This is a genomic window from Pseudomonas sp. HLMP (assembly GCF_046365545.1).
Taxonomy (GTDB): domain Bacteria; phylum Pseudomonadota; class Gammaproteobacteria; order Pseudomonadales; family Pseudomonadaceae; genus Aquipseudomonas; species Aquipseudomonas guariconensis_B.
Genome location: NZ_JBDLLR010000001.1, coordinates 1,545,672 through 1,563,624, shown reverse-complemented (window position 1 = coordinate 1,563,624; position 17,953 = coordinate 1,545,672). Strand labels below are relative to the sequence as shown.

Sequence of the window (17,953 nt, the reverse complement as noted above, 5' to 3'; positions counted from 1 at the left end):
AAGTACCGGCTAGCTGACGGTAGCATTCATGCACCAAGTGTGGGGTAAACAGCTTAGCAATTTCGCTAGACTTCTGCGTCGGCATGCGGTTCGAAATCGAGCCGGGTAAACAGATGCAGGCCGACTTCATCGTGTTTCGCCGAGCCAAATCCCCGATGTCAGCCTTCGTGGCCACGCTGGGCTATAGCCGGATGACTTACGTCCATTTTGTGCCTGATGAGTCATTCGAGTCAGTGCACGACTCATTGCTGCTGGCCTTCGATTACTTCGGCGGTGTGCCTGACGAAATCCTGTTCGACAACATGAAAACCGCAGTCATCGAGCGCGATGCCTACGGCGATGGCCAGCATCGCTTTCACGCCGGGCTGCTGCAGATGGCCGACGACCTGGGCTTTCGCATACGTCTTTGCCGCCCTTGAACCTCCAACATCAGGCCATCGTCGAGCGGTGCCAGGCACTCAAGCTCGAATGCACAGCCGAGCATTACCGATGCTGGCTCAACAAGCGGTGAAGGACGATCTGGGCTTCAGCGACTTTCTGGAGCAACTACTGCGTCATGAGCATGGCTTTCGCCAACAACGCAGTCGCGAGTTGCTGACGCGCATGGCGTGTTTTCCCGGGATCAAGACGCTGGAGGAATATGATTTCAGTTTCAGCCCGGGCGTTCCCAAGGCGCTGCTGCAGGAGCTGGCCGCTCTGGCATTTGTAGCCCGAACCGAGAACGTAGTGCTGATCGGCCCGTCCGGTGTCGGCAAGACTCATCTGGCCATTGCCTTGGGGTATCGGGCGGTGCAAAGCGGAATCAAGACACGCTTCATCACCGCAGCCGATCTGATGCTGCAGTTGGGAGCCGCACAGCGACAAGGGCGGCTCAAAGCCTATCTGAACCGCGCGATCCTTTCACCAAGACTGCTGGTGATCGACGAAATCGGCTACCTGCCTTTTGGCCGTGAAGAGGCCAATCTGTTTTTTCAGGTGGTAGCCCAGCGCTACGAAAAAGGCTCGATGATCCTGACGTCAAACCTGCCGTTCACCCAATGGGCCAATGCCTTCAGCGACGACACGACACTGACCGCCGCCATGCTGGACAGGCTGCTACACCACGCTCACATCCTGACCCTGACAGGTGAAAGTTACCGACTCAAGGACAAACGTAAATCGGGTGTGATCCGCCAGAACCATAAACCCGAGTGATCCGGGTGGGTCATTATTACTTCGGCAAATCGGGCATTAAGTGGGTCGGTTTTAAGTCGGCGTTGACACAGGTCGAGTTCATCGACGAAAACGTCGACCACCCGAACTGGATTTTCTTCGGTGATGTAATCTTCCAGGAACTCCGGCAGCAACATGACTTGCGTCCGAACCTCACTTTCAATGAATCGCTTCATGAGCGTTCCCACCACGACCTCGACGATCAGAAGATTAGTCAGTCGCAGGTGTTTTCACACAGCCTGGGCCAGAAACAGTCATTCAAAGGTGTATACGAGGGCAGGGACGATTCACAGGCAAACAGTGCACATTTCGCTGCTGGTAAGGGACGCGGCTTGCGCGACTGCATCGATTTCAATGTTGAGATTGAGTAGCTGGGTTACTACAGCACGTTCTTGGTGAAACACCATTTCACTGGGCGGGGCCAAGTCTCCGCCACACTGAACCGTCTTACCTGGCTGGCAGCTTGCACCAAGACCTTAAACCTGGGTACGGCGGTGAGGGTGCTGCCTGACAAGAAAATTAAGCGAGCGTAGCTCAGCGCTTGTAAAGTTTATGCGATGCCACTGGGAGCATGGCGCGGTTAAAAGTTGGAGCTGGCCGCTCCAACTTTTATTCAGGAAATATTATATATCAGTAAGCTGATTTACCATGCAAAGAACCAGCCATGCTTGATCTAAATTGAGCACCCCAATGACCATCTACATTTGTAATAATATAGAAAGAGTCAAACGTATGACCCGGAATAGGTTTTCCAGCCTTGTCCAGGCGTGTAAATTTAAGCGCTACATGATACTTGTTTGCATTCCCCTTTCCGTCACTACCAGACTGAACAACATATCGGTAGTCCCAGCGGGTATTTTCCCATCCAATTTCTTTTGCAAGCTGTTGCAAGTTTTGGTCTTTTGCATAGGCCTCAGGTGTTTGCCAGACAGTGACTTGGTTACCAGACATGCGCACATGCGGGTAGTTGAGCGTCTTAGCCCAAGCCAATTCATCTTTGGCATTGAATGTTGTCAGGAAGTTATCCAACGCTTTGCATGGAACATCAAACTCCTGACTATAATTCCCCTTCGCATCCTTTGCACAACTATCTGGCAGGTCAGCGTGAGCGGTCGCTGCAAAGGCTTGGGAGGTGGCAATCCCTGCAACCAAAAACAAAGGTGCTTTAAATACAGATTTCATAATCATTCCTTATTATTTTACATTTACAGTCTGGCACCCTGCGACAAAACAGGATCCGTTTAATTTCGCTCGAAAAATCAAGCACTTCAAGTGTGAGCAATCTTATGATGACTCACAAATTCTCATTACAGACCAAATAGAGTTTCCGAACTAATTCTGCGAATTGGACCATCCGTGAGTAATTTTGACTGCTCTGGATCATGACCATAGAGGATAAAGGCCCCTTTTGACTTCAGCAGCTTAAACAAGTTAAAATTATCAAGCATTCCTTGAGCATCATTCACCACCATTGCATCGGGAAGCGTCATCTTTTCAAGAGAAGCCTTTAAGTAGCAAGCATCCGCGGTAATTACGACTTCTTTACCATCTACCTTGACTTTAAGTGACTGGTGCCCGGGCGTGTGTCCAAAGCTAGGAACTAGCACAACCGATCCATCACCGAAAAGATCATGTTCCCCATCAACCTCAAGACGGTCGTGACCTAAATCATAATGTCGAGGTGAATATATTTCTTTTTCGATATTTTCTTCATTCTTCGCGGCTTCCCACTCACGCTTTTGAATAACCAATTGTGCGTTAGGGATACAAGCATTTCCACCACAGTGATCGAAATGCAGATGAGAATTAATGATGAAATTTATCTTTAATGGGTCAACGCCAAAAGCTTCCAAACGTTTAGCTACATCCTCACCAGGCACAAAATTAACCGTAGTTAAATCAGCAAAAACGCCGAGTGATTTTTTTACCACATCTGGATCTTTCGACTGCAAAGGCAACTCAAGCCCTGTATCAAAAAGGACAGTACCCTTGGGATGCTCGATTAAATAGCACGGCACTGGAATTGCCAGATCCCCTGTTTCACCAGCCATAAAGAAACCATAAGGCATAGTGATCCAGCCACAGGTCATTGCATATAACTTAACTTCTTCCATAGCTATAGCCCTTTGAATAATAATGGTTAGGCTTTAATATTTCAGGCAATCATTAATTTCATTTCTATCCATTCTAGCACATCACACTTCTATCCATAACAGCCAAGCCTGAAAATTTGACCATTCAAATACCAATACAGCAAGCTCATTATGAAAACAAAACCAACTTCCCGTTACCAGGCCGCCCGATAGATCGCCTCGATATCTGCAGCTGTGAACTTTCGGGGATTGTTGCGCATCAACCTGTCAATATTGCTGGCCTCCTCGGCCATTGGTGCCAAAGCGTCCTCGGGAATGTTGAAAGCGCGAAGGCCGTTAGGAATGTCTACCGCAGCACACAGTTCAGCCATCGCATCGACACTCGCGTCTGCAGCCTGGCGATCGCTTAAACCGACGATATTCACGCCCATTGCCTGAGCGACGTCGCGAAGACGCTCCGCACAGGCAAGTTTGTTCCAGCGCATTACATAGGGCAGCAGCAAAGCGTTGCTAACGCCGTGTGCGATCTTGAAGCGTCCGCCCAGCGGGTAGGCCAGCGCATGTACTGCGCCCACGCCTGCGTTTCCAAAAGCCATGCCAGCCATCAGACTCGCCGTAGCCATGTCTTCCCGAGCAACAAGGTCATCGGGGTTGGCATACGCTTTAGGCAAAGCGCGAGCAATCACCTTGATGGCTCCAAGAGCAATGGCATCGGTGATCGGTGAGCGATTGATCGAAAGGTACGCTTCGATCGCATGCACAAGCGCATCGACACCGCTGGCAGCGGTTACGTTACGTGGGCAAGTGCGCGTCATGACTGGACTCACGAGAGCAACGTCAGGCAGCAGGTAGTTGCTCACAATGCCTTTCTTGAGCTGCGCCTTTTTGTCGGAGAAGATCGCCACGTTAGTGACTTCCGAACCCGTGCCTGCCGTAGTAGGAATCGCGATCAGCGCAGGCCCCTTGCGGCTTACTTGATCGACGCCGAACAGCTCGTCCAACGTGCCATCGTGTCCCGCGAAGGCCGAGACACCTTTAGCGATGTCGATAGCGCTACCGCCCCCCAGCCCAATGAGCCCATCATGACCACCCTCGCGAAATGCACGGGTACAATCTTCGACCAAACTGATTTCAGGCTCTGGTTGAGCTTGGTCATAGAGGCCATAGCGGCGGCCCCCCATGTGGGCCAAGGCGAGGTCAACTGTACCCGACTTGAGTAGGATCGCATCGGTCACGATTAATGGATTATTAACCTTCAGCCGGGTCAGCTCAGCGTCCAGCTGTTCAACCGCGCTGGAGCCGGTCAGGAGTTTATTGGCGATTAGAAAGGCAGAAACACTCATCGGCTCATCCTCATTTTTTATTGAGATGAACCACGAGAGAACAAAACATGTGCCAATTTCTTGAAAGGCCCGTGCTTGAAGGGTTTCGCCCCGTTCTTGCTAACCTCCGACACGACCGTGTGATCACAGTTTCAATCACAAAAGCGACTACCGATTAGAAACCTAATCAGATCTTTCCCAGCGTTTCATCTTCTGGACGATGGTTGCTTGGCTCACACCCAGCGCTTTGGCTGCTAGGCGCGTGGTCTTGTGGACGCGCATTGCTGAAAGGATCGCGCTCCGCTCTGCGTTTTCTAGGACCTTGCGCAGCGGCAGACGATTTTGATTTAAGCGATCATCGTGCAGGTTAAGGATCTCCTCGGGGAGATCCAACGCCTCAATCGTGTCACTTTCGCAGATAACTACCAAACGCTCGACCAGGTTGATCAATTCGCGAATATTTCCAGGCCATGCATAATCACAGAGCAGGTCTAGGGTCTCTAGCCCCCAAGACATGTTGCGCTCATAGCGCTCGTTGAACTGCCTTAGGTAATGCTCCAACAGCGTAGAGATCTCTCCGGCGCGCTCGCGAAGCGCGGGAATGCGGATGGGCACCACGTTCAGTCGATAGTACAAGTCAGCACGGAACAACCCCTGCTCTACTCTCTGTCGCAAGTCATGGTGGGTGGCGCTTATGATTCGGATATCTACTTCGCGCAGTTCAAGCCCACCCACGGGTATGAACCGCTTCTCCTCAATGACCTTCAGAAGCTTGACCTGAAGCGACAAAGGAAGGTCGCCAATTTCGTCAAGGAACAACGTTCCATGATTCGCCAGTTCTAGGAGCCCTCGCTTACCTTTGGCAGCTGCGCCAGTAAACGCCCCAGGCGCGTAGCCAAACAACTCCGCCTCGATCAGGTTTTCCGGCATTGCTCCACAGTTGAGCGGAATGAAAGGTTCCTTAGCCCGAGCGCTAGAATTGTGAATGTACTGAGCGACGAGACTTTTGCCGACCCCCGTCTCCCCTAACAGCAGCACCTTCACGTCACTGCCTGCTACGCGTCGTGCCTGTGCGAAAAGTGGGCCTGATTGCGCCTGGTCAAAGACCAGCGAAGACTGAGCCAGTTTTTCATATTCGCCAGCATGCAACTGCGCTGTGCTCTGACGCAGCTTCTTGAGCCCAGCGAGCTCATCCCGCTCATGCTTCATACGCAGAAGCTCGGTCATGTCACGTACGGCGCTGACGACGTAGCTGATACGGCGATTCTCGAAAATAGGGGTTGCACTCACCAGCAGCTTCTTACCGTTACTGAGGCTCTGCATGACAGAAACCGGAGCGCCTTGCTGGAGTACGCGCAAAGATGCGGATTGAGAAACGACACCGTCGCGTACCAGGTCGTGCATGCTGCGTCCAATGAGCTGTTCGCTCTGCAGTCCAGTCAGACGCTCGTACGCGCTGTTTACCTTAACTGTAATCCCTACCCCATCCGTGATGTACACGCCGTCGTGCAGTGCGTTCAGAATCGTATCGAATGTTTGACCAGTGAAGTTCAAAACAACGCTCCGAGCTAGTAAAGCGTTAGTGTAACCTTGCCGTCCCTGATTTCTTAGACCCCTCCACACCTAAAGGGCGGCGTGATATGCCCTCGGAACCGTCCGCTTCTGGTCCAGGCTGTGTGAAAACATCTGCGGTTGTCTAACCTTCTGTTCGTCGAGATCGTGGCGCGGATTCCGTGCCCGGTCAGCCGGCCCTTGTCCCCCATGCGCTGCAAGGCAGAGTTAACGGTGCCATCGCTTATAGGCTTGCGTGGGTCATTGCGACCCGCGATAAGCGTGCGGTAGCCGTCGGTCAGCTTGTGTACGCGCTTCGCCTCTTCCACGGCCTGCCGCGACAGCGGGACCAGGTACGGTGGAATCTCCCCCGCTTTGCGTCCTTACCCTCTTCTGCAACTGCTTCACCACCCCGGCCGGCACCGACCACAGGGCATCATCGAAGTCGAACTGGTCAATCGTTGCGCTGCGTAGCTCGATCGTGCGCACGCCGGTCAGCAGCAACAGTCGGATGGCGCTGCGCACGTACCCGGCCATCTTGTAGCCACGCAGCACCAGCAGGCATTCCCGCAACTCGTCGCGCCGCAGGAACGGGTTGTGCTGCTCTGGTGGCTCAGGAACTGCAACGATGTCCAGGTCGGCAGCCGGGTTGACGTCCAACAAGCCTTCGGCCATGCCGTACCGGAAAATCTCGTTGAGCCAGAAGCGGCACTTGCGTGCCGAGTTCAAGGCCCCGCGCCGCTCGACCCGGCGCATGGCCTCCAGTACATTGGCACGCTTGATCTGCGCAATGGGTATTCGGCCCAGCTCTAGCAGCAAGTCCGTGTCCAGATAGAAGCGGGCCTGCATCGCTGCGCCCTTCCTGGCCGCCGACCAGCGCGGCAGCTTGAAAGCGTGCCAGCGGTTGGCCACCGCCTCGAAGGTGTTCTCCTGGTGCACGGCGGCCTCGGCCTTGGCTCGGCGGCGCTCGTCGCGTGGGCCTATGCCCTTGACCACCAGCGAGCGGGCCTCGTCGCGGCGCTCCCGTGCATCACGCAGGCCGATGGCTGGATAGGTGCCCATCGATATCCGCGCCTGCTTACCGTGCCACGTAAACCGGTAGTGCCAGGACTTCGTGCCGTTGGGCGCGATGTACAGGAACAGCCCGTCGCTGTCCTTGAGGGTGTAGGCCTTGTCCTGGGGCTTACGCTGTGTCTGTGAGGGGCATTTAGTACATCACCTGTGCACTCGAATCTACGATGTGCTGCGCAATGTACTAAAAGTTTCCGGAATGTGCTGGAAGGACTCGGAACCTACCGGAAAAACAAAACCGCCACAGAGGGCGGTTTCATTGGGGTTTCCGGTAGTTACTGGGCCTTACCGGAGAATGTCATGGTGCCGGAGACAGGAATCGAACCTGCGACCTTCGCGTTACGAGTGCGCTGCTCTACCGACTGAGCTACACCGGCGTGAGCGCAACGCTACCACTGCCGTGACAGATACGCAAACCCCTGTTTCGCCTCGGTTATTCCCCACCCCAGCCCCAACCTCAAGACGCCTTGCAACCATTCGGCGCGAGGTCTTCCTCCACCGTCGTGGTACAGCTCCACCCCGTCGCGGAGCGGGTCAGCGTGAGCGTCTTGCCGAGCACCGTGGCAGGCGCATCGGCCAGGGTACAGACGATGCTGGCACTACCATCGGCAGCCGTCCCGCTGGCAGTGATGGCGCAATGCGCTGTGCTCGCCTGGCCCCCCAGCGCGGCGACATCCGCCACATCCTTGCCCTCGTTCAAGCGCAGGTCCATGGCGGTCTTGAGCGCGGAGATTTCCAGCAACCCAGCTGCCGCCTTGGTCCGCGCCTGGTGGTTGGTGTACATGGGGACGGCGATGGTCGCCAGGATGCCGATGATCGCCACGACGATCATCAGTTCGATCAGGGTAATGCCTCGTTGCCCTTTCATGAGCGTGTTTCCTTGTTGATACGGCTATGCCTTGGTTCCAGTCTCGGACACCAGGCCGACAGGCGCGCAGTAGAGCCGAACGGACACCTTTTGTCACCCCTGCCCGCCTGGACGTCCTGTTCGCTGAACTACTCTAGTGACCATCAGAGCAACCCGCCTGGTCATGGGCACGGCAAGCTGTTACGGGGCTTGTCGCGACAGCAGCAAGGACTTTCGCATGAGCCATTCGACACGCCTCTATGCCTGGGAAGGCACCGACCCCAGCGGCCAGCGCATCAGTGGGCAAACCCAGGGGCGTAGCCCGGCGTACGTGCGCGCCGGGTTGCAGCGCCAGGGCATCCAGGTCGCCAGCCTGCGGCCGGCCAGCCGCCTGGGATGGCGCTGGCCCCGTGGCCGGGACAAGGCCGACCCGGCGGGTTTCAGCCGGCAGTTGGCGACGCTGCTCAAGGCCGGGGTACCGCTGTTGCAGGCATTCGAGGTGATGGGGCGCAGCGGTGGGGACGAGAGCCTGGCCAGGCTGCTGGCGCGGTTGCAGCAGGATGTCGCCGGAGGCCTGGGCCTGGCCGATGCGCTGCAGCGCCATCCGCGTTGGTTCGATCGGCTGTACTGCAACCTGGTGCGGGTGGGCGAGCAGTCCGGCACGCTCGATGGCCAGCTCGAACAGCTGGCCACCCTGCTGGAACAGCGCCAGGCCCTGCGGCGGCGGGTGCGCAAGGCGATGCTCTACCCGCTTCTGCTGTTGCTGACCGGGCTGGGCGTGTCGGCGCTTCTGCTACTGGAGGTGGTGCCGCGCTTTCAGGCGCTGTTCGCCAGCTTCGACAGGGCGCTGCCGCCGCTCACCCAGTGGGTCATCGACTTGTCCACAGGGCTGGGGCGCCATGCGCCGTGGCTGCTGGTCACCAGCATCATGCTGGGCGCGGGCCTGGTGCAGCTGTATCGACGTCATGAATACGCACGCCTGTGGATATCCCGGCAGGTACTGCGCCTGCCGGTGCTCGGCGGGCTGCTGGGCCGGGCGGCGCTGGCGCGTTTTGCACGTAGCCTGTCCACGGCCTATGCCGCTGGGGTTCCGCTGCTCGATGCGCTGGGCACGGTGGCGGCGGTGAGTGGCTCGGGAGTGCATGAACAGGCGATCCTGCGCTTGCGCCAGGGCATGGCCAACGGCCAGGGGCTGCACCAGGCGATGGCGCTGGAACCGCTGTTTCCGCCATTGCTGGTACAGCTCACGGCCATCGGCGAATCCAGTGGCACCCTCGACCAGATGCTGGGCAAGGCCGCCAGCCACTACGAGGAACAGGTCAGCCAGGCGCTCGACCAGCTGACAGGCCTGCTGGAGCCTGCCATCGTGCTAATTCTCGGCGTGGTGGTGGGTGGTTTGGTGGTGGCCATGTACTTGCCGATCTTCCAGTTGGGTAGCTTGATCTGACATGAACCTGTGGACTGTTCTGGCCGGCGAGCCGGCTCTTTTCCTGACGTTGGCGGGGCTGCTGGGTCTGTTGGCCGGCAGTTTTCTCAATGTCGTGGCGCACCGCCTGCCGGTCATGCTCGAGCGCCAGTGGCAACGGGAGGCGCAGGAGGCGCTTGGCCTGCCGACGGTGGCGCACGAGCGCTTCGACCTGTGCCTGCCTGCCTCGCATTGCCCCCATTGCGGCCATCGCCTGCGCGCGTGGGAGAACGTTCCGCTGCTGAGCTACCTGGCGCTACGGGGGCGCTGCTCTGCGTGCAAGGCCTCCATCAGCCCGCGCTACCCGCTGGTGGAGTTGGGCTGCGCGGCGTTTTCCGTGGCTGTCGCCTGGCATTCGGGGCCAACCCTCGAACTGCTTTTCACCCTGCTGCTGACCTGGGGGCTGCTGGCCCTGAGCCTGATCGACAGCGAACATCAGCTACTTCCGGACGTGCTGGTGCTGCCGCTACTCTGGCTGGGCCTGGTCGGCAATGCCCTGGGGTTGTTCGTACCGCTGCACGACGCGCTCTGGGGAGCGATCTTCGGCTACCTGAGCCTGTGGCTGGTGTATTGGCTGTTCAAGCTGGTGACCGGCAAGGAGGGGCTGGGCTATGGCGACTTCAAGCTGCTGGCGATGATCGGCGCCTGGGGGGGCTGGCAGGTGCTGCCGTTGACGCTGCTGTTGTCTTCGGTGCTAGGCGCGCTGATCGGGCTGTGCCTGCTGCGCCTGCGCAAGGCGTCGATGGGCTCGGCCATGCCCTTTGGCCCCTATCTGGCCATTGCGGGCTGGATCGCCGTGCTCTGGGGTGATGAAATATACACCTCCTACATGCAACTGCTTGGAATCTGATGACCACCGCGGCTTTTACCCCTTGGATTCTTGGCCTGACCGGCGGCATCGGCAGTGGCAAGAGCGCTGCGGCGCAGCGCTTCGTCGAGTTGGGCGTGCACCTGGTCGATGCCGACCAGGCGGCGCGCTGGGTCGTCGAGCCTGGCCGCCCTGCCCTGGCCAGCATCGTCGAGCGCTTCGGTGCTGGCGTGCTGCTGGATGACGGCCAGCTCGACCGTGCGGCCTTGCGCCAGCTGATCTTCGCCGACCCGACCCAGCGCCGCTGGCTGGAGGAGCTGCTGCATCCGCTGATCGGCCAGGAGATCTTCAGCTACCTGGCCAAGGCCGAATCGCCCTATGCGGTGTACGTCTCGCCGCTGCTGATCGAGTCTGGGCAGCATCAGAAGACCCAGCGGGTGTTGGTGATCGATGCTCCGCCTGCGCTGCAGGTACAGCGCACCCTGCTGCGCGACAACACCAGCCCCGAGCAGGTGCAGGCCATCCTCCAGGCCCAGCTGGAGCGCGAAGCGCGGTTGCGTCATGCCGATGACGTGGTGGTCAATGACCGCGACCTGGGCTGGCTGCACGAGCAGGTCGATCGCCTGCATCATTTTTACCTGACTTTACGAGGAGGCCAGCCATGAGCCAGCCATTGACCGTTGACTGCCCGACCTGTGGTGCACCTGTGGAATGGAGCGAGAAAAGCCCGTTCCGGCCGTTCTGCTCCGATCGTTGCAAGCTGATCGACCTGGGCGCCTGGGCGGCGGAGGAGCACAAGATTCCTGGCTCGAGCGAGGCCGAGGATGAGCTGTACTCCGGGGATCTGGAGCCACGGCACTGAGTCTGCTTGTGGGGCCTGGGAGATTGCTGGGGCTGCAACGTAGCCCCAAGACGCCCCTACTTAGAAGCAGAAGTGCCTCAGCGTTCATCATCCTTCCAGGGCGCCTGTAAGTAGCGGGTACGGTTGAAGGTCTCCAGCCATTCGGGGCAGAACACCACCAGGGCGCTGATCACTGTGCCGTTGATGAAGGCCTCGGGGAAGATGATCAACCACAGGTAGCCGACGAAATCCTCCAACCATTCCGGCATGGCGAAGCGCCCATCCAGCCACAACAGGCCAAGCCCGGCCAACAGGCAGAGCAAGGCAGCCAGCGCTGCGGCGAAAAACCCTGAACAGAAGATATAGACGAACAGGTTGCGCGGCTGCGCCCGCTCGACCAGGATCGCACACACCTCGGTGACCAGCACCGGCAACCCGATCAGCAACAGGCCGTTGATGCCCAGGGCCGCCAGGTCCTGGCGCCCGAGCAGGAGCAGGCCGAGTTGGGCGAGGAAACCGCCGAGGATCGCCAGCGGCCAGTCCAGCAGCAGGGTCACGGCGGTCATGCCGATGAAGTGGTACGACACGCCGGTATCGAAATCGCGCCGCACCAACCACAGGGCGAACAGGCCGAACACCGTGCCGAACAACAGGTGCTGGCGGCGGCTGTCGCTGAACAGCTCGACCCAGCGGGTACGGCTCGCCGCCCAGATCAATAGCGGTACATAGGCCAGCCAGCCCAGGGTCAGGCTGGTGGTGGACAGGACCTGTGCGCTGATCACCTCGAACTCGCTCCCGTGTCGAACAATCACGAGTCTACACCCATTCAACCGGGCCCCCGACCGAATCCTGCGCACAAACAGCATCTTACCGTCATGGATTAGCGGCTAAGCTTGTTCCCATGGATGACTCAGACTACCTGCGCCTGCTCACCATCCAGGCCGAACAAGCCAATGCCTTTCTCTCCAATGCTCGCAAGTGGGAGCGTGAGCGTTGGGTGTGCCAGCGCCTGCTGCAAGGGCTGAACATCCCTTATCGCAGCGAAGACTTCATGCCGGCCGGCCAGGAACCGCCGGACGTGCTGTTTCGCGATGCTGCCTTCGAGGTGTTCTTCGTCCTCGACGAGGGGCGTCGGCTCAACGACGAGTGGCGTGAGGAGCTGCAGCGCAGGCGCAGTGCGTTCTCCCTGAGCCAGCTGGTGCGCCGCGAAGCACGGCCACGACGGATCAGTGCCCAGGAGCTGCTCGCTCGCCTGGCGCCAACGCTGCGCAAGAAGGCGCACAACTACCGGGAGCGTGGGCTCGACCTGGGCGAGTTGGACATCATCGCCTTCGCCAGCCTCAAGCGCGAAGTGCTGGACCTCAACAGCCACTTCCCGCCCCCCACCGAATACCTGCGCCAGGGCTGGCGCTCGCTGTCGCTGGTCGGGCCGACCTTCGCCCGGGTGCTGTTCGCCCACCCTGACGCGCCGGATTTTTTACGCGGCAACCTGGGGCGCAGCATCGTCTTCGATGTAGGTATCAGTCTTTGATCCAGTGCCGAGAGTCTTTGCGATGGCGTACACTCGGCGCCGGAGATAGAAAGCATTATCATTTGTTTCAAGCGCTTGCGTGATCGTTGTAGCGTTCATGCAATCACAAACGTCTATCTGACGAGGCCCACCATGACCAGCCGCCTGAATCCAGAAGATCAGCGTCGTGTCGATGAATACCTGCGAGCCCCCCAGCACCAGGTCGAGCGCAAGCCTTTCCGGCCCTTGCTGCTCCTTGCGCTGGTGGTGATCGTGACCATCGGTCTGGGCCTGCTTAGCCGCCTGTTGAGTGGACTGGTGCTATGAGCTGCCTCGCGCTCGCCCTCCCCTCCTGCAGTGTGCGGCCGGCCCCCGGGGCCAAGGATTCCGTAAAACTTGTGAGATATCCCCATGACTCATCGCATCGTGATTGTCGGCGGCGGCGCCGGCGGCCTGGAACTGGCGACCCGCCTGGGTAAAAGCCTGGGCAAGCGCAAGAAGGCCGAGATCACCCTGGTCGACGCCAACCTGACGCACATCTGGAAGCCGCTGCTGCACGAGGTGGCCGCAGGTTCGCTCAACTCCTCGGAAGACGAACTGAACTACGTGGCCCAGGCCAAGTGGAACCACTTCAACTTCCAGCTGGGACGCATGAGCGGGCTGGACCGGGAGAACAAGCAGATCCAGCTGGCCGCGACCCTCGACGAAGAGGGCCGCGAACTGCTGCCTGCGCGGACCCTGGGCTACGACACCCTGGTCATTTCCGTGGGCAGCAACACCAACGACTTCGGCACCCTTGGCGCAGCCCAGCACTGCCTGTTCCTCGACACCCGCAAGCAGGCCGAGCGCTTCCACCAGCAGTTGCTCAACCACTACCTGCGCGCCCATGCGGGCGATACGGCCAGCGAGAAGATCAGCGTGGCGATCGTCGGCGCCGGCGCCACCGGCGTGGAGCTGGCCGCCGAGCTGCACCATGCCGCCCATGAGCTGGCCGCCTATGGCCTGGACCGCATCCAGCCCAAGGACATGCACATCACCGTGATCGAGGCCGGGCCACGGGTATTGCCGGCCCTGCCCGAGCGCATCAGCGTGCCGGTGCACAAGACCCTGGAGAAGCTGGGAGTGACGGTGATGACCAATGCAGCCGTCAGCGAAGTGACCGAGGATGGCCTGAAGACCGCCAGCGGCGAGGTCATCCAGGCCAGCCTCAAGGTCTGGGCGGCGGGTATCCGCGCACCGGGCTTCCTCAAGGATATCGATGGGCTGGAGACCAACCGTATCAACCAGTTGGTGGTGCGCCCGACCCTGCAGACCACCCGCGACGACGACATCTTCGCCTTCGGCGATTGCGCCGCCTGCCCGCAACCGGGCAGCGACCGCAACGTGCCGCCACGGGCCCAGGCCGCGCACCAGCAGGCCTCGATGCTGGCCAAGAGCCTCAAGGCGCGCCTGGAAGGCAAGCCGCTGCCGAGCTATGAATACCGTGACTACGGCTCGCTGGTGTCGCTGTCGCGCTTCTCGGCGGTGGGCAACCTGATGGGCAACCTCACCGGCAGCGTGATGCTGGAGGGGTGGCTGGCGCGGATGTTCTATGTGTCGCTGTACCGGATGCACCAGATGGCGCTGTATGGGACCTTCCGCACGTTGATGCTGATGCTGGGCAGCAAGATCGGGCGTGGGACCGAACCGCGCTTGAAGCTGCACTGATCCATATGGAATTGAAACTGAAGGGCCGCGATGCGGCCCTTTTTGTCGCTGGGATGCGACTGGACAGGTTCTGGGGCTGCTGCGCAGCCCATCGCCGGTACCGTTGCCCTCGAGAGCGGCGCTGTAGCCTGTGGGGAAGCGGCACGAAGCAATTTGCCAAGTGCCGAATGCTCTCTGTGCAACAAGCTGCACGAGAAAAATTCGAGACAAAAGAAAAAGGGCATCTCATGCGAGATGCCCTTTTTACATGGTGGGTCGTGAAGGACTCGAACCTTCGACCAATTGGTTAAAAGCCAACTGCTCTACCAACTGAGCTAACGACCCGGAAAATGGTCGGGGTGAGGGGATTCGAACTCCTGACATCCTGCTCCCAAAGCAGGCGCGCTACCGGACTGCGCTACACCCCGAATTTGGCTCCGCGACCTGGACTCGAACCAGGGACCCAATGATTAACAGTCATTTGCTCTACCGACTGAGCTATCGCGGAACTACAACTTCGTACTACTTCGAAGGCTGTTCAGCTTCGAACTCTTCGACATTCGCGTTTGCGTTCATGTCTCCGAGGCGCGCTATTCTACATCCTCCGAATCGCTTGTCAACCCCCAATTTGCTTTCAACTTACTGATTTGCAAATTGTTTTCAGATCGCCTCTACCGCCGGTGATCTGTGTAGTGCCTGACAGCGGGGCGCATATTAAGCGCACCCGAAGCAAAATGCAAAGAAAATTTTCAACATTCTCAAAGAGTTATTCAGAATCCAACGTTACGGCCGCTGGAAGCCTGTGGAGCAATGCCGGTCGGTCAAGGCTTTCAGCGGCCATTTGGGGCTGCAAGGCAGCCCCAAATGGCTTGTAGGCGTTCAAAAAAGCCCCGCGAATGCGGGGCTCGTCGGGAGCAAGGCTCAGGCAAAGACGATCTCGTCGCCCTCGACTTTGGCCGTGATCGCCGCGCCAGGCAGGAACTGCCCGCCGAGGATCAACTGCGCCAGCGGGTTCTCGATCCAGCGCTGTATCGCACGCTTGAGCGGCCGTGCACCATACACCGGGTCGTAGCCGACAGCGATCAGCTTGTCCAGCGCCTCCGGGCTCAGGGTCAGCGACAGCTCGCGCTCGGCCAGGCGGCTGCGCAGGCGGCCAAGCTGGATCTCGGTGATACCGGCGATCTGCTCGCGGCCCAGCGGCTCGAACACCACCACTTCGTCGATCCGGTTGATGAACTCCGGACGGAAGTGCGAACTCACCGCATCCATCACCGCTGCACGCTGCGCTTCGCGGTCACCCGCCAGTTCCTGGATCTGCGCCGAGCCCAGGTTGGAGGTCATCACGATCACGGTGTTGCGAAAATCCACGGTGCGCCCATGGCTGTCGGTCAGGCGGCCATCCTCGAGCACCTGCAACAGCACGTTGAACACGTCCGGGTGGGCCTTCTCCACTTCGTCGAGCAGCACCACCGAGTAAGGCTTACGCCGCACGGCCTCGGTCAGGTAGCCACCCTCCTCGTAGCCCACGTATCCGGGTGGGGCGCCGATCAGGCGAGCGACGGAGTGTTTCTCCATGAACTCGGACATGTCGATACGCACCATCGCCTCTTCAGTGTCGAACAGGAACTCGGCCAGCGCCTTGCACAGCTCGGTCTTGCCCACGCCGGTCGGGCCAAGGAACAGGAACGAGCCGCTCGGCCGGTTGGGGTCGGCAAGGCCGGCGCGGGAACGGCGCACGGCGTTGGCCACGGCGGTCACCGCCTCGTCCTGACCGATGACACGCTGGTGCAGCAGCGCTTCCATCTTCAGCAACTTCTCGCGCTCGCCTTCGAGCATCTTGGCCACCGGGATGCCGGTCCACTTGGACACCACTTCAGCGATCTCTTCCTCGGTGACCTTGTTGCGCAGCAGCTGGTTCTCGGTCTTGCCGTGCTGGTCGACCATCTGCAGGCTGCGCTCAAGGTCCGGGATCACCCCGTACTGCAGCTCGGCCATGCGGCTGAGGTCGCCCTTGCGGCGGGCCGCTTCCAGTTCCTGGCGGGCTTGCTCGATCTTCTGCTGGATCTGCGCCGAGCCCTGCACTTCCGCTTTTTCGGACGCCCAGATCTCTTCGAGGTCAGAGTACTCACGCTCCAGCCGCTCGATTTCCTCGGTCAGTTTCTCCAGGCGCTTCTTGGCGGCCTCGTCTTCTTCCTTCTTCAGTGCCTGGGATTCGACCTTCAGCTGGATCAGGCGACGGTCGAGGCGGTCGAGCACTTCCGGCTTGGAGTCGATCTCCATGCGGATGCGGCTGGCCGCTTCGTCGATCAGGTCGATGGCCTTGTCTGGCAACTGGCGGTCTGTGATGTAGCGGTGGCTGAGCTTGGCCGCGGCGATGATCGCGCCGTCGGTGATGGCCACCTTGTGGTGCACCTCGTAGCGCTCCTTCAGGCCACGCAGGATCGCGATGGTGTCTTCCTCGCTCGGCTCTTCCACCAGCACCTTCTGGAAGCGCCGCTCCAGCGCCGCGTCCTTCTCGATGAACTGGCGGTACTCGTTGAGCGTGGTGGCACCGACGCAGTGCAGCTCGCCACGGGCCAGGGCCGGCTTGAGCATGTTGCCGGCATCCATGGCGCCCTCGCCCTTGCCGGCACCGACCATGGTGTGCAACTCGTCGATGAACAGGATGATCTGGCCTTCCTGCTTGGACAGCTCGTTGAGCAGGGCCTTGAGGCGCTCCTCGAACTCGCCGCGGTACTTGGCGCCGGCGATCAGCGCGCCCATGTCCAGGGCGAGCAGGCGCTTGCCTTTGAGGCCATCGGGCACTTCGCCGTTGATGATGCGCTGGGCCAGGCCCTCGGCGATGGCGGTCTTGCCCACGCCCGGCTCGCCAATCAGCACCGGGTTGTTCTTGGTGCGCCGCTGCAGCACCTGCACGGTGCGGCGGATCTCGTCGTCACGGCCGATCACCGGGTCGAGCTTGCCTTCCTCAGCACGCTTGGTCAGGTCGACGGTGTACTTGTCCAGGGCCTGGCGCGATTCCTCGGCATTGGCGTCATTGACCGCCGCGCCGCCACGCAGGTTGTTGATGGCGTTCTCCAGGGCCTTCTTGCTCACGCCCTGGCTGAGCAGCAGCTTGCCGAGCTTGCTGTTCTCGTCCATGGCGGCGAGCAGCACCAGTTCGCTGGAGATGAACTGGTCGCCCTTCTGCTGGGCCAGGCGGTCGGCCTGGTTGAGCAGGCGCGCCAGGTCCTGGGACATGTTCACGTCGCCGGTGGGGTTCTGGATCTTCGGCAACTGGTCCAGCTCTTTCACCAGGGCCTGGCGCAGGCTGTTGATGTCGAAGCCGACCTGCATCAGCAGCGGCTTGATGGAGCCGCCCTGCTGGTCGATCAGCGCCTGCATCAGGTGCAGGGGCTCGATGGCCGGGTGGTCCATGCCCACCGCCAGGGATTGGGAATCGGATAACGCCAGTTGCAACTTGCTGGTCAAACGGTCTATTCGCATGGGGATACCTTCCTATAAGGGCAGGTCGGAGCGATGGACACACCTGATGAAGAAACCTGCC

At 59.5% G+C, this 17,953-nt stretch carries 15 protein-coding genes, 4 tRNA genes and 3 pseudogenes; 9 read left to right on the top strand and 13 right to left on the bottom strand.

Translation table 11 applies throughout. The annotated features are described in order from the left end of the window. Positions 1–83 precede the first annotated feature (83 nt). Positions 84–416 (top strand): annotated as a pseudogene (locus ABFA30_RS07395) (DDE-type integrase/transposase/recombinase); the annotation flags it as partial. After that, positions 416–1,194, top strand: a pseudogene (istB, locus tag ABFA30_RS07390) (IS21-like element helper ATPase IstB). The pseudogenes ABFA30_RS07395 and istB, both read left to right, overlap by 1 nt. A 68-nt stretch (positions 1,195–1,262) precedes the next feature. On the opposite strand, the pseudogene ABFA30_RS07385 reads toward istB, so the two are convergent. From ABFA30_RS07385 to ABFA30_RS07350, 8 genes and pseudogenes are all read right to left on the bottom strand, one after another. Then, positions 1,263–1,388, bottom strand: a pseudogene (locus ABFA30_RS07385) (hypothetical protein); the annotation flags it as partial. Positions 1,389–1,842: 454 nt separating this feature from the next. Beyond that, on the bottom strand, positions 1,843–2,394 hold the full coding sequence (locus ABFA30_RS07380) for a hypothetical protein (protein WP_368816678.1): 552 nt from the start codon (positions 2,392–2,394) through the stop codon (positions 1,843–1,845). A 125-nt stretch (positions 2,395–2,519) separates the two neighbouring features. After that, positions 2,520–3,326, bottom strand: a complete 807-nt coding sequence (locus ABFA30_RS07375) for an N-acyl homoserine lactonase family protein (RefSeq protein WP_368816677.1) — start codon at positions 3,324–3,326, stop codon at positions 2,520–2,522. Positions 3,327–3,499: 173 nt separating this feature from the next. After that, positions 3,500–4,648 (bottom strand): iron-containing alcohol dehydrogenase, encoded by a 1,149-nt coding sequence (locus ABFA30_RS07370; protein ID WP_368816676.1) that lies wholly within the window; start codon positions 4,646–4,648, stop codon positions 3,500–3,502. 162 nt (positions 4,649–4,810) lie between these two features. Next, positions 4,811–6,181 carry a sigma-54 interaction domain-containing protein gene (locus ABFA30_RS07365; protein ID WP_368816675.1) on the bottom strand — a complete coding sequence of 457 codons (1,371 nt, stop codon included), beginning with the start codon at positions 6,179–6,181 and terminating at the stop codon, positions 4,811–4,813. Positions 6,182–6,439: 258 nt separating this feature from the next. Further along, complete coding sequence (locus ABFA30_RS07360) at positions 6,440–7,309, bottom strand: tyrosine-type recombinase/integrase (protein WP_368816681.1); 870 nt, start codon at positions 7,307–7,309, stop codon at positions 6,440–6,442. Between the two features lie 241 nt (positions 7,310–7,550). Continuing rightward, positions 7,551–7,626, bottom strand: a tRNA-Thr gene (locus ABFA30_RS07355). 80 nt (positions 7,627–7,706) lie between these two features. Beyond that, positions 7,707–8,117 carry a pilin gene (locus tag ABFA30_RS07350; RefSeq protein ID WP_253168136.1) on the bottom strand — a complete coding sequence of 137 codons (411 nt, stop codon included), beginning with the start codon at positions 8,115–8,117 and terminating at the stop codon, positions 7,707–7,709. 217 nt (positions 8,118–8,334) lie between these two features. Between ABFA30_RS07350 and ABFA30_RS07345 the strand changes: the two genes are divergently transcribed. The 4 genes from ABFA30_RS07345 to yacG are packed head-to-tail and all read left to right on the top strand — an operon-like array spanning position 8,335 to position 11,231. Continuing rightward, positions 8,335–9,543 carry a type II secretion system F family protein gene (locus tag ABFA30_RS07345; RefSeq protein ID WP_410045286.1) on the top strand — a complete coding sequence of 403 codons (1,209 nt, stop codon included), beginning with the start codon at positions 8,335–8,337 and terminating at the stop codon, positions 9,541–9,543. Between the two features lies 1 nt (position 9,544). Beyond that, positions 9,545–10,411, top strand: coding sequence for a prepilin peptidase (locus tag ABFA30_RS07340; RefSeq protein ID WP_225790874.1), 867 nt, complete (start codon positions 9,545–9,547; stop codon positions 10,409–10,411). Next, complete coding sequence (gene coaE / locus ABFA30_RS07335; protein ID WP_253080036.1) at positions 10,411–11,034, top strand: dephospho-CoA kinase; 624 nt, start codon at positions 10,411–10,413, stop codon at positions 11,032–11,034. The genes ABFA30_RS07340 and coaE overlap by 1 nt, the downstream gene beginning before the upstream one ends. After that, entirely contained in the window at positions 11,031–11,231 is a 201-nt protein-coding gene (yacG, locus tag ABFA30_RS07330; RefSeq protein ID WP_225790872.1) for a DNA gyrase inhibitor YacG, read from the top strand. The genes coaE and yacG overlap by 4 nt, the downstream gene beginning before the upstream one ends. A 77-nt stretch (positions 11,232–11,308) precedes the next feature. On the opposite strand, the gene ABFA30_RS07325 is transcribed toward yacG, so the two are convergent. Further along, on the bottom strand, positions 11,309–11,992 hold the full coding sequence (locus ABFA30_RS07325) for an energy-coupling factor ABC transporter permease (protein WP_225790882.1): 684 nt from the start codon (positions 11,990–11,992) through the stop codon (positions 11,309–11,311). A gap of 119 nt (positions 11,993–12,111) precedes the next feature. Between ABFA30_RS07325 and ABFA30_RS07320 the strand changes: the two genes are divergently transcribed. The 3 genes from ABFA30_RS07320 (at position 12,112) to ABFA30_RS07310 (ending at position 14,427) form a co-directional block, all read left to right on the top strand. Continuing rightward, entirely contained in the window at positions 12,112–12,741 is a 630-nt protein-coding gene (locus tag ABFA30_RS07320; RefSeq protein WP_225790871.1) for a DUF1780 domain-containing protein, read from the top strand. 132 nt (positions 12,742–12,873) lie between these two features. Further along, positions 12,874–13,047: a DUF3094 family protein gene (locus ABFA30_RS07315; protein WP_225790870.1), complete on the top strand. Its 174-nt coding sequence runs from the start codon at positions 12,874–12,876 to the stop codon at positions 13,045–13,047. 84 nt (positions 13,048–13,131) lie between these two features. After that, positions 13,132–14,427 (top strand): NAD(P)/FAD-dependent oxidoreductase, encoded by a 1,296-nt coding sequence (locus ABFA30_RS07310; protein WP_225790869.1) that lies wholly within the window; start codon positions 13,132–13,134, stop codon positions 14,425–14,427. A gap of 248 nt (positions 14,428–14,675) precedes the next feature. Here the strand turns inward: ABFA30_RS07310 and ABFA30_RS07305 are convergent. The 4 genes from ABFA30_RS07305 to clpB form a co-directional block, all read right to left on the bottom strand. After that, positions 14,676–14,751: transfer RNA gene (locus ABFA30_RS07305), tRNA-Lys, on the bottom strand. Between the two features lie 6 nt (positions 14,752–14,757). Next, positions 14,758–14,834 (bottom strand) — tRNA-Pro (locus ABFA30_RS07300). Between the two features lie 4 nt (positions 14,835–14,838). Further along, positions 14,839–14,914, bottom strand: a tRNA-Asn gene (locus ABFA30_RS07295). Between the two features lie 413 nt (positions 14,915–15,327). Then, a complete protein-coding gene (clpB, locus tag ABFA30_RS07290; RefSeq protein ID WP_368816673.1) occupies positions 15,328–17,892 on the bottom strand; it encodes an ATP-dependent chaperone ClpB in 2,565 nt (854 codons plus the stop codon). Positions 17,893–17,953 lie beyond the last annotated feature (61 nt).

Coding starts and splice junctions, on each gene's coding strand:
- ABFA30_RS07380 (WP_368816678.1), bottom strand. CDS start 2,394: ATGAAATCTGTATTTAAAGCACCTTTGTTTTTGGTTGCAGGGATTGCC.
- ABFA30_RS07345 (WP_410045286.1), top strand. CDS start 8,335: ATGAGCCATTCGACACGCCTCTATGCCTGGGAAGGCACCGACCCCAGC.
- ABFA30_RS07340 (WP_225790874.1), top strand. CDS start 9,545: ATGAACCTGTGGACTGTTCTGGCCGGCGAGCCGGCTCTTTTCCTGACG.
- ABFA30_RS07320 (WP_225790871.1), top strand. CDS start 12,112: ATGGATGACTCAGACTACCTGCGCCTGCTCACCATCCAGGCCGAACAA.
- ABFA30_RS07310 (WP_225790869.1), top strand. CDS start 13,132: ATGACTCATCGCATCGTGATTGTCGGCGGCGGCGCCGGCGGCCTGGAA.
- ABFA30_RS07370 (WP_368816676.1), bottom strand. CDS start 4,648: ATGAGTGTTTCTGCCTTTCTAATCGCCAATAAACTCCTGACCGGCTCC.
- ABFA30_RS07375 (WP_368816677.1), bottom strand. CDS start 3,326: ATGGAAGAAGTTAAGTTATATGCAATGACCTGTGGCTGGATCACTATG.
- ABFA30_RS07350 (WP_253168136.1), bottom strand. CDS start 8,117: ATGAAAGGGCAACGAGGCATTACCCTGATCGAACTGATGATCGTCGTG.
- clpB (WP_368816673.1), bottom strand. CDS start 17,892: ATGCGAATAGACCGTTTGACCAGCAAGTTGCAACTGGCGTTATCCGAT.
- yacG (WP_225790872.1), top strand. CDS start 11,031: ATGAGCCAGCCATTGACCGTTGACTGCCCGACCTGTGGTGCACCTGTG.
- ABFA30_RS07315 (WP_225790870.1), top strand. CDS start 12,874: ATGACCAGCCGCCTGAATCCAGAAGATCAGCGTCGTGTCGATGAATAC.
- coaE (WP_253080036.1), top strand. CDS start 10,411: ATGACCACCGCGGCTTTTACCCCTTGGATTCTTGGCCTGACCGGCGGC.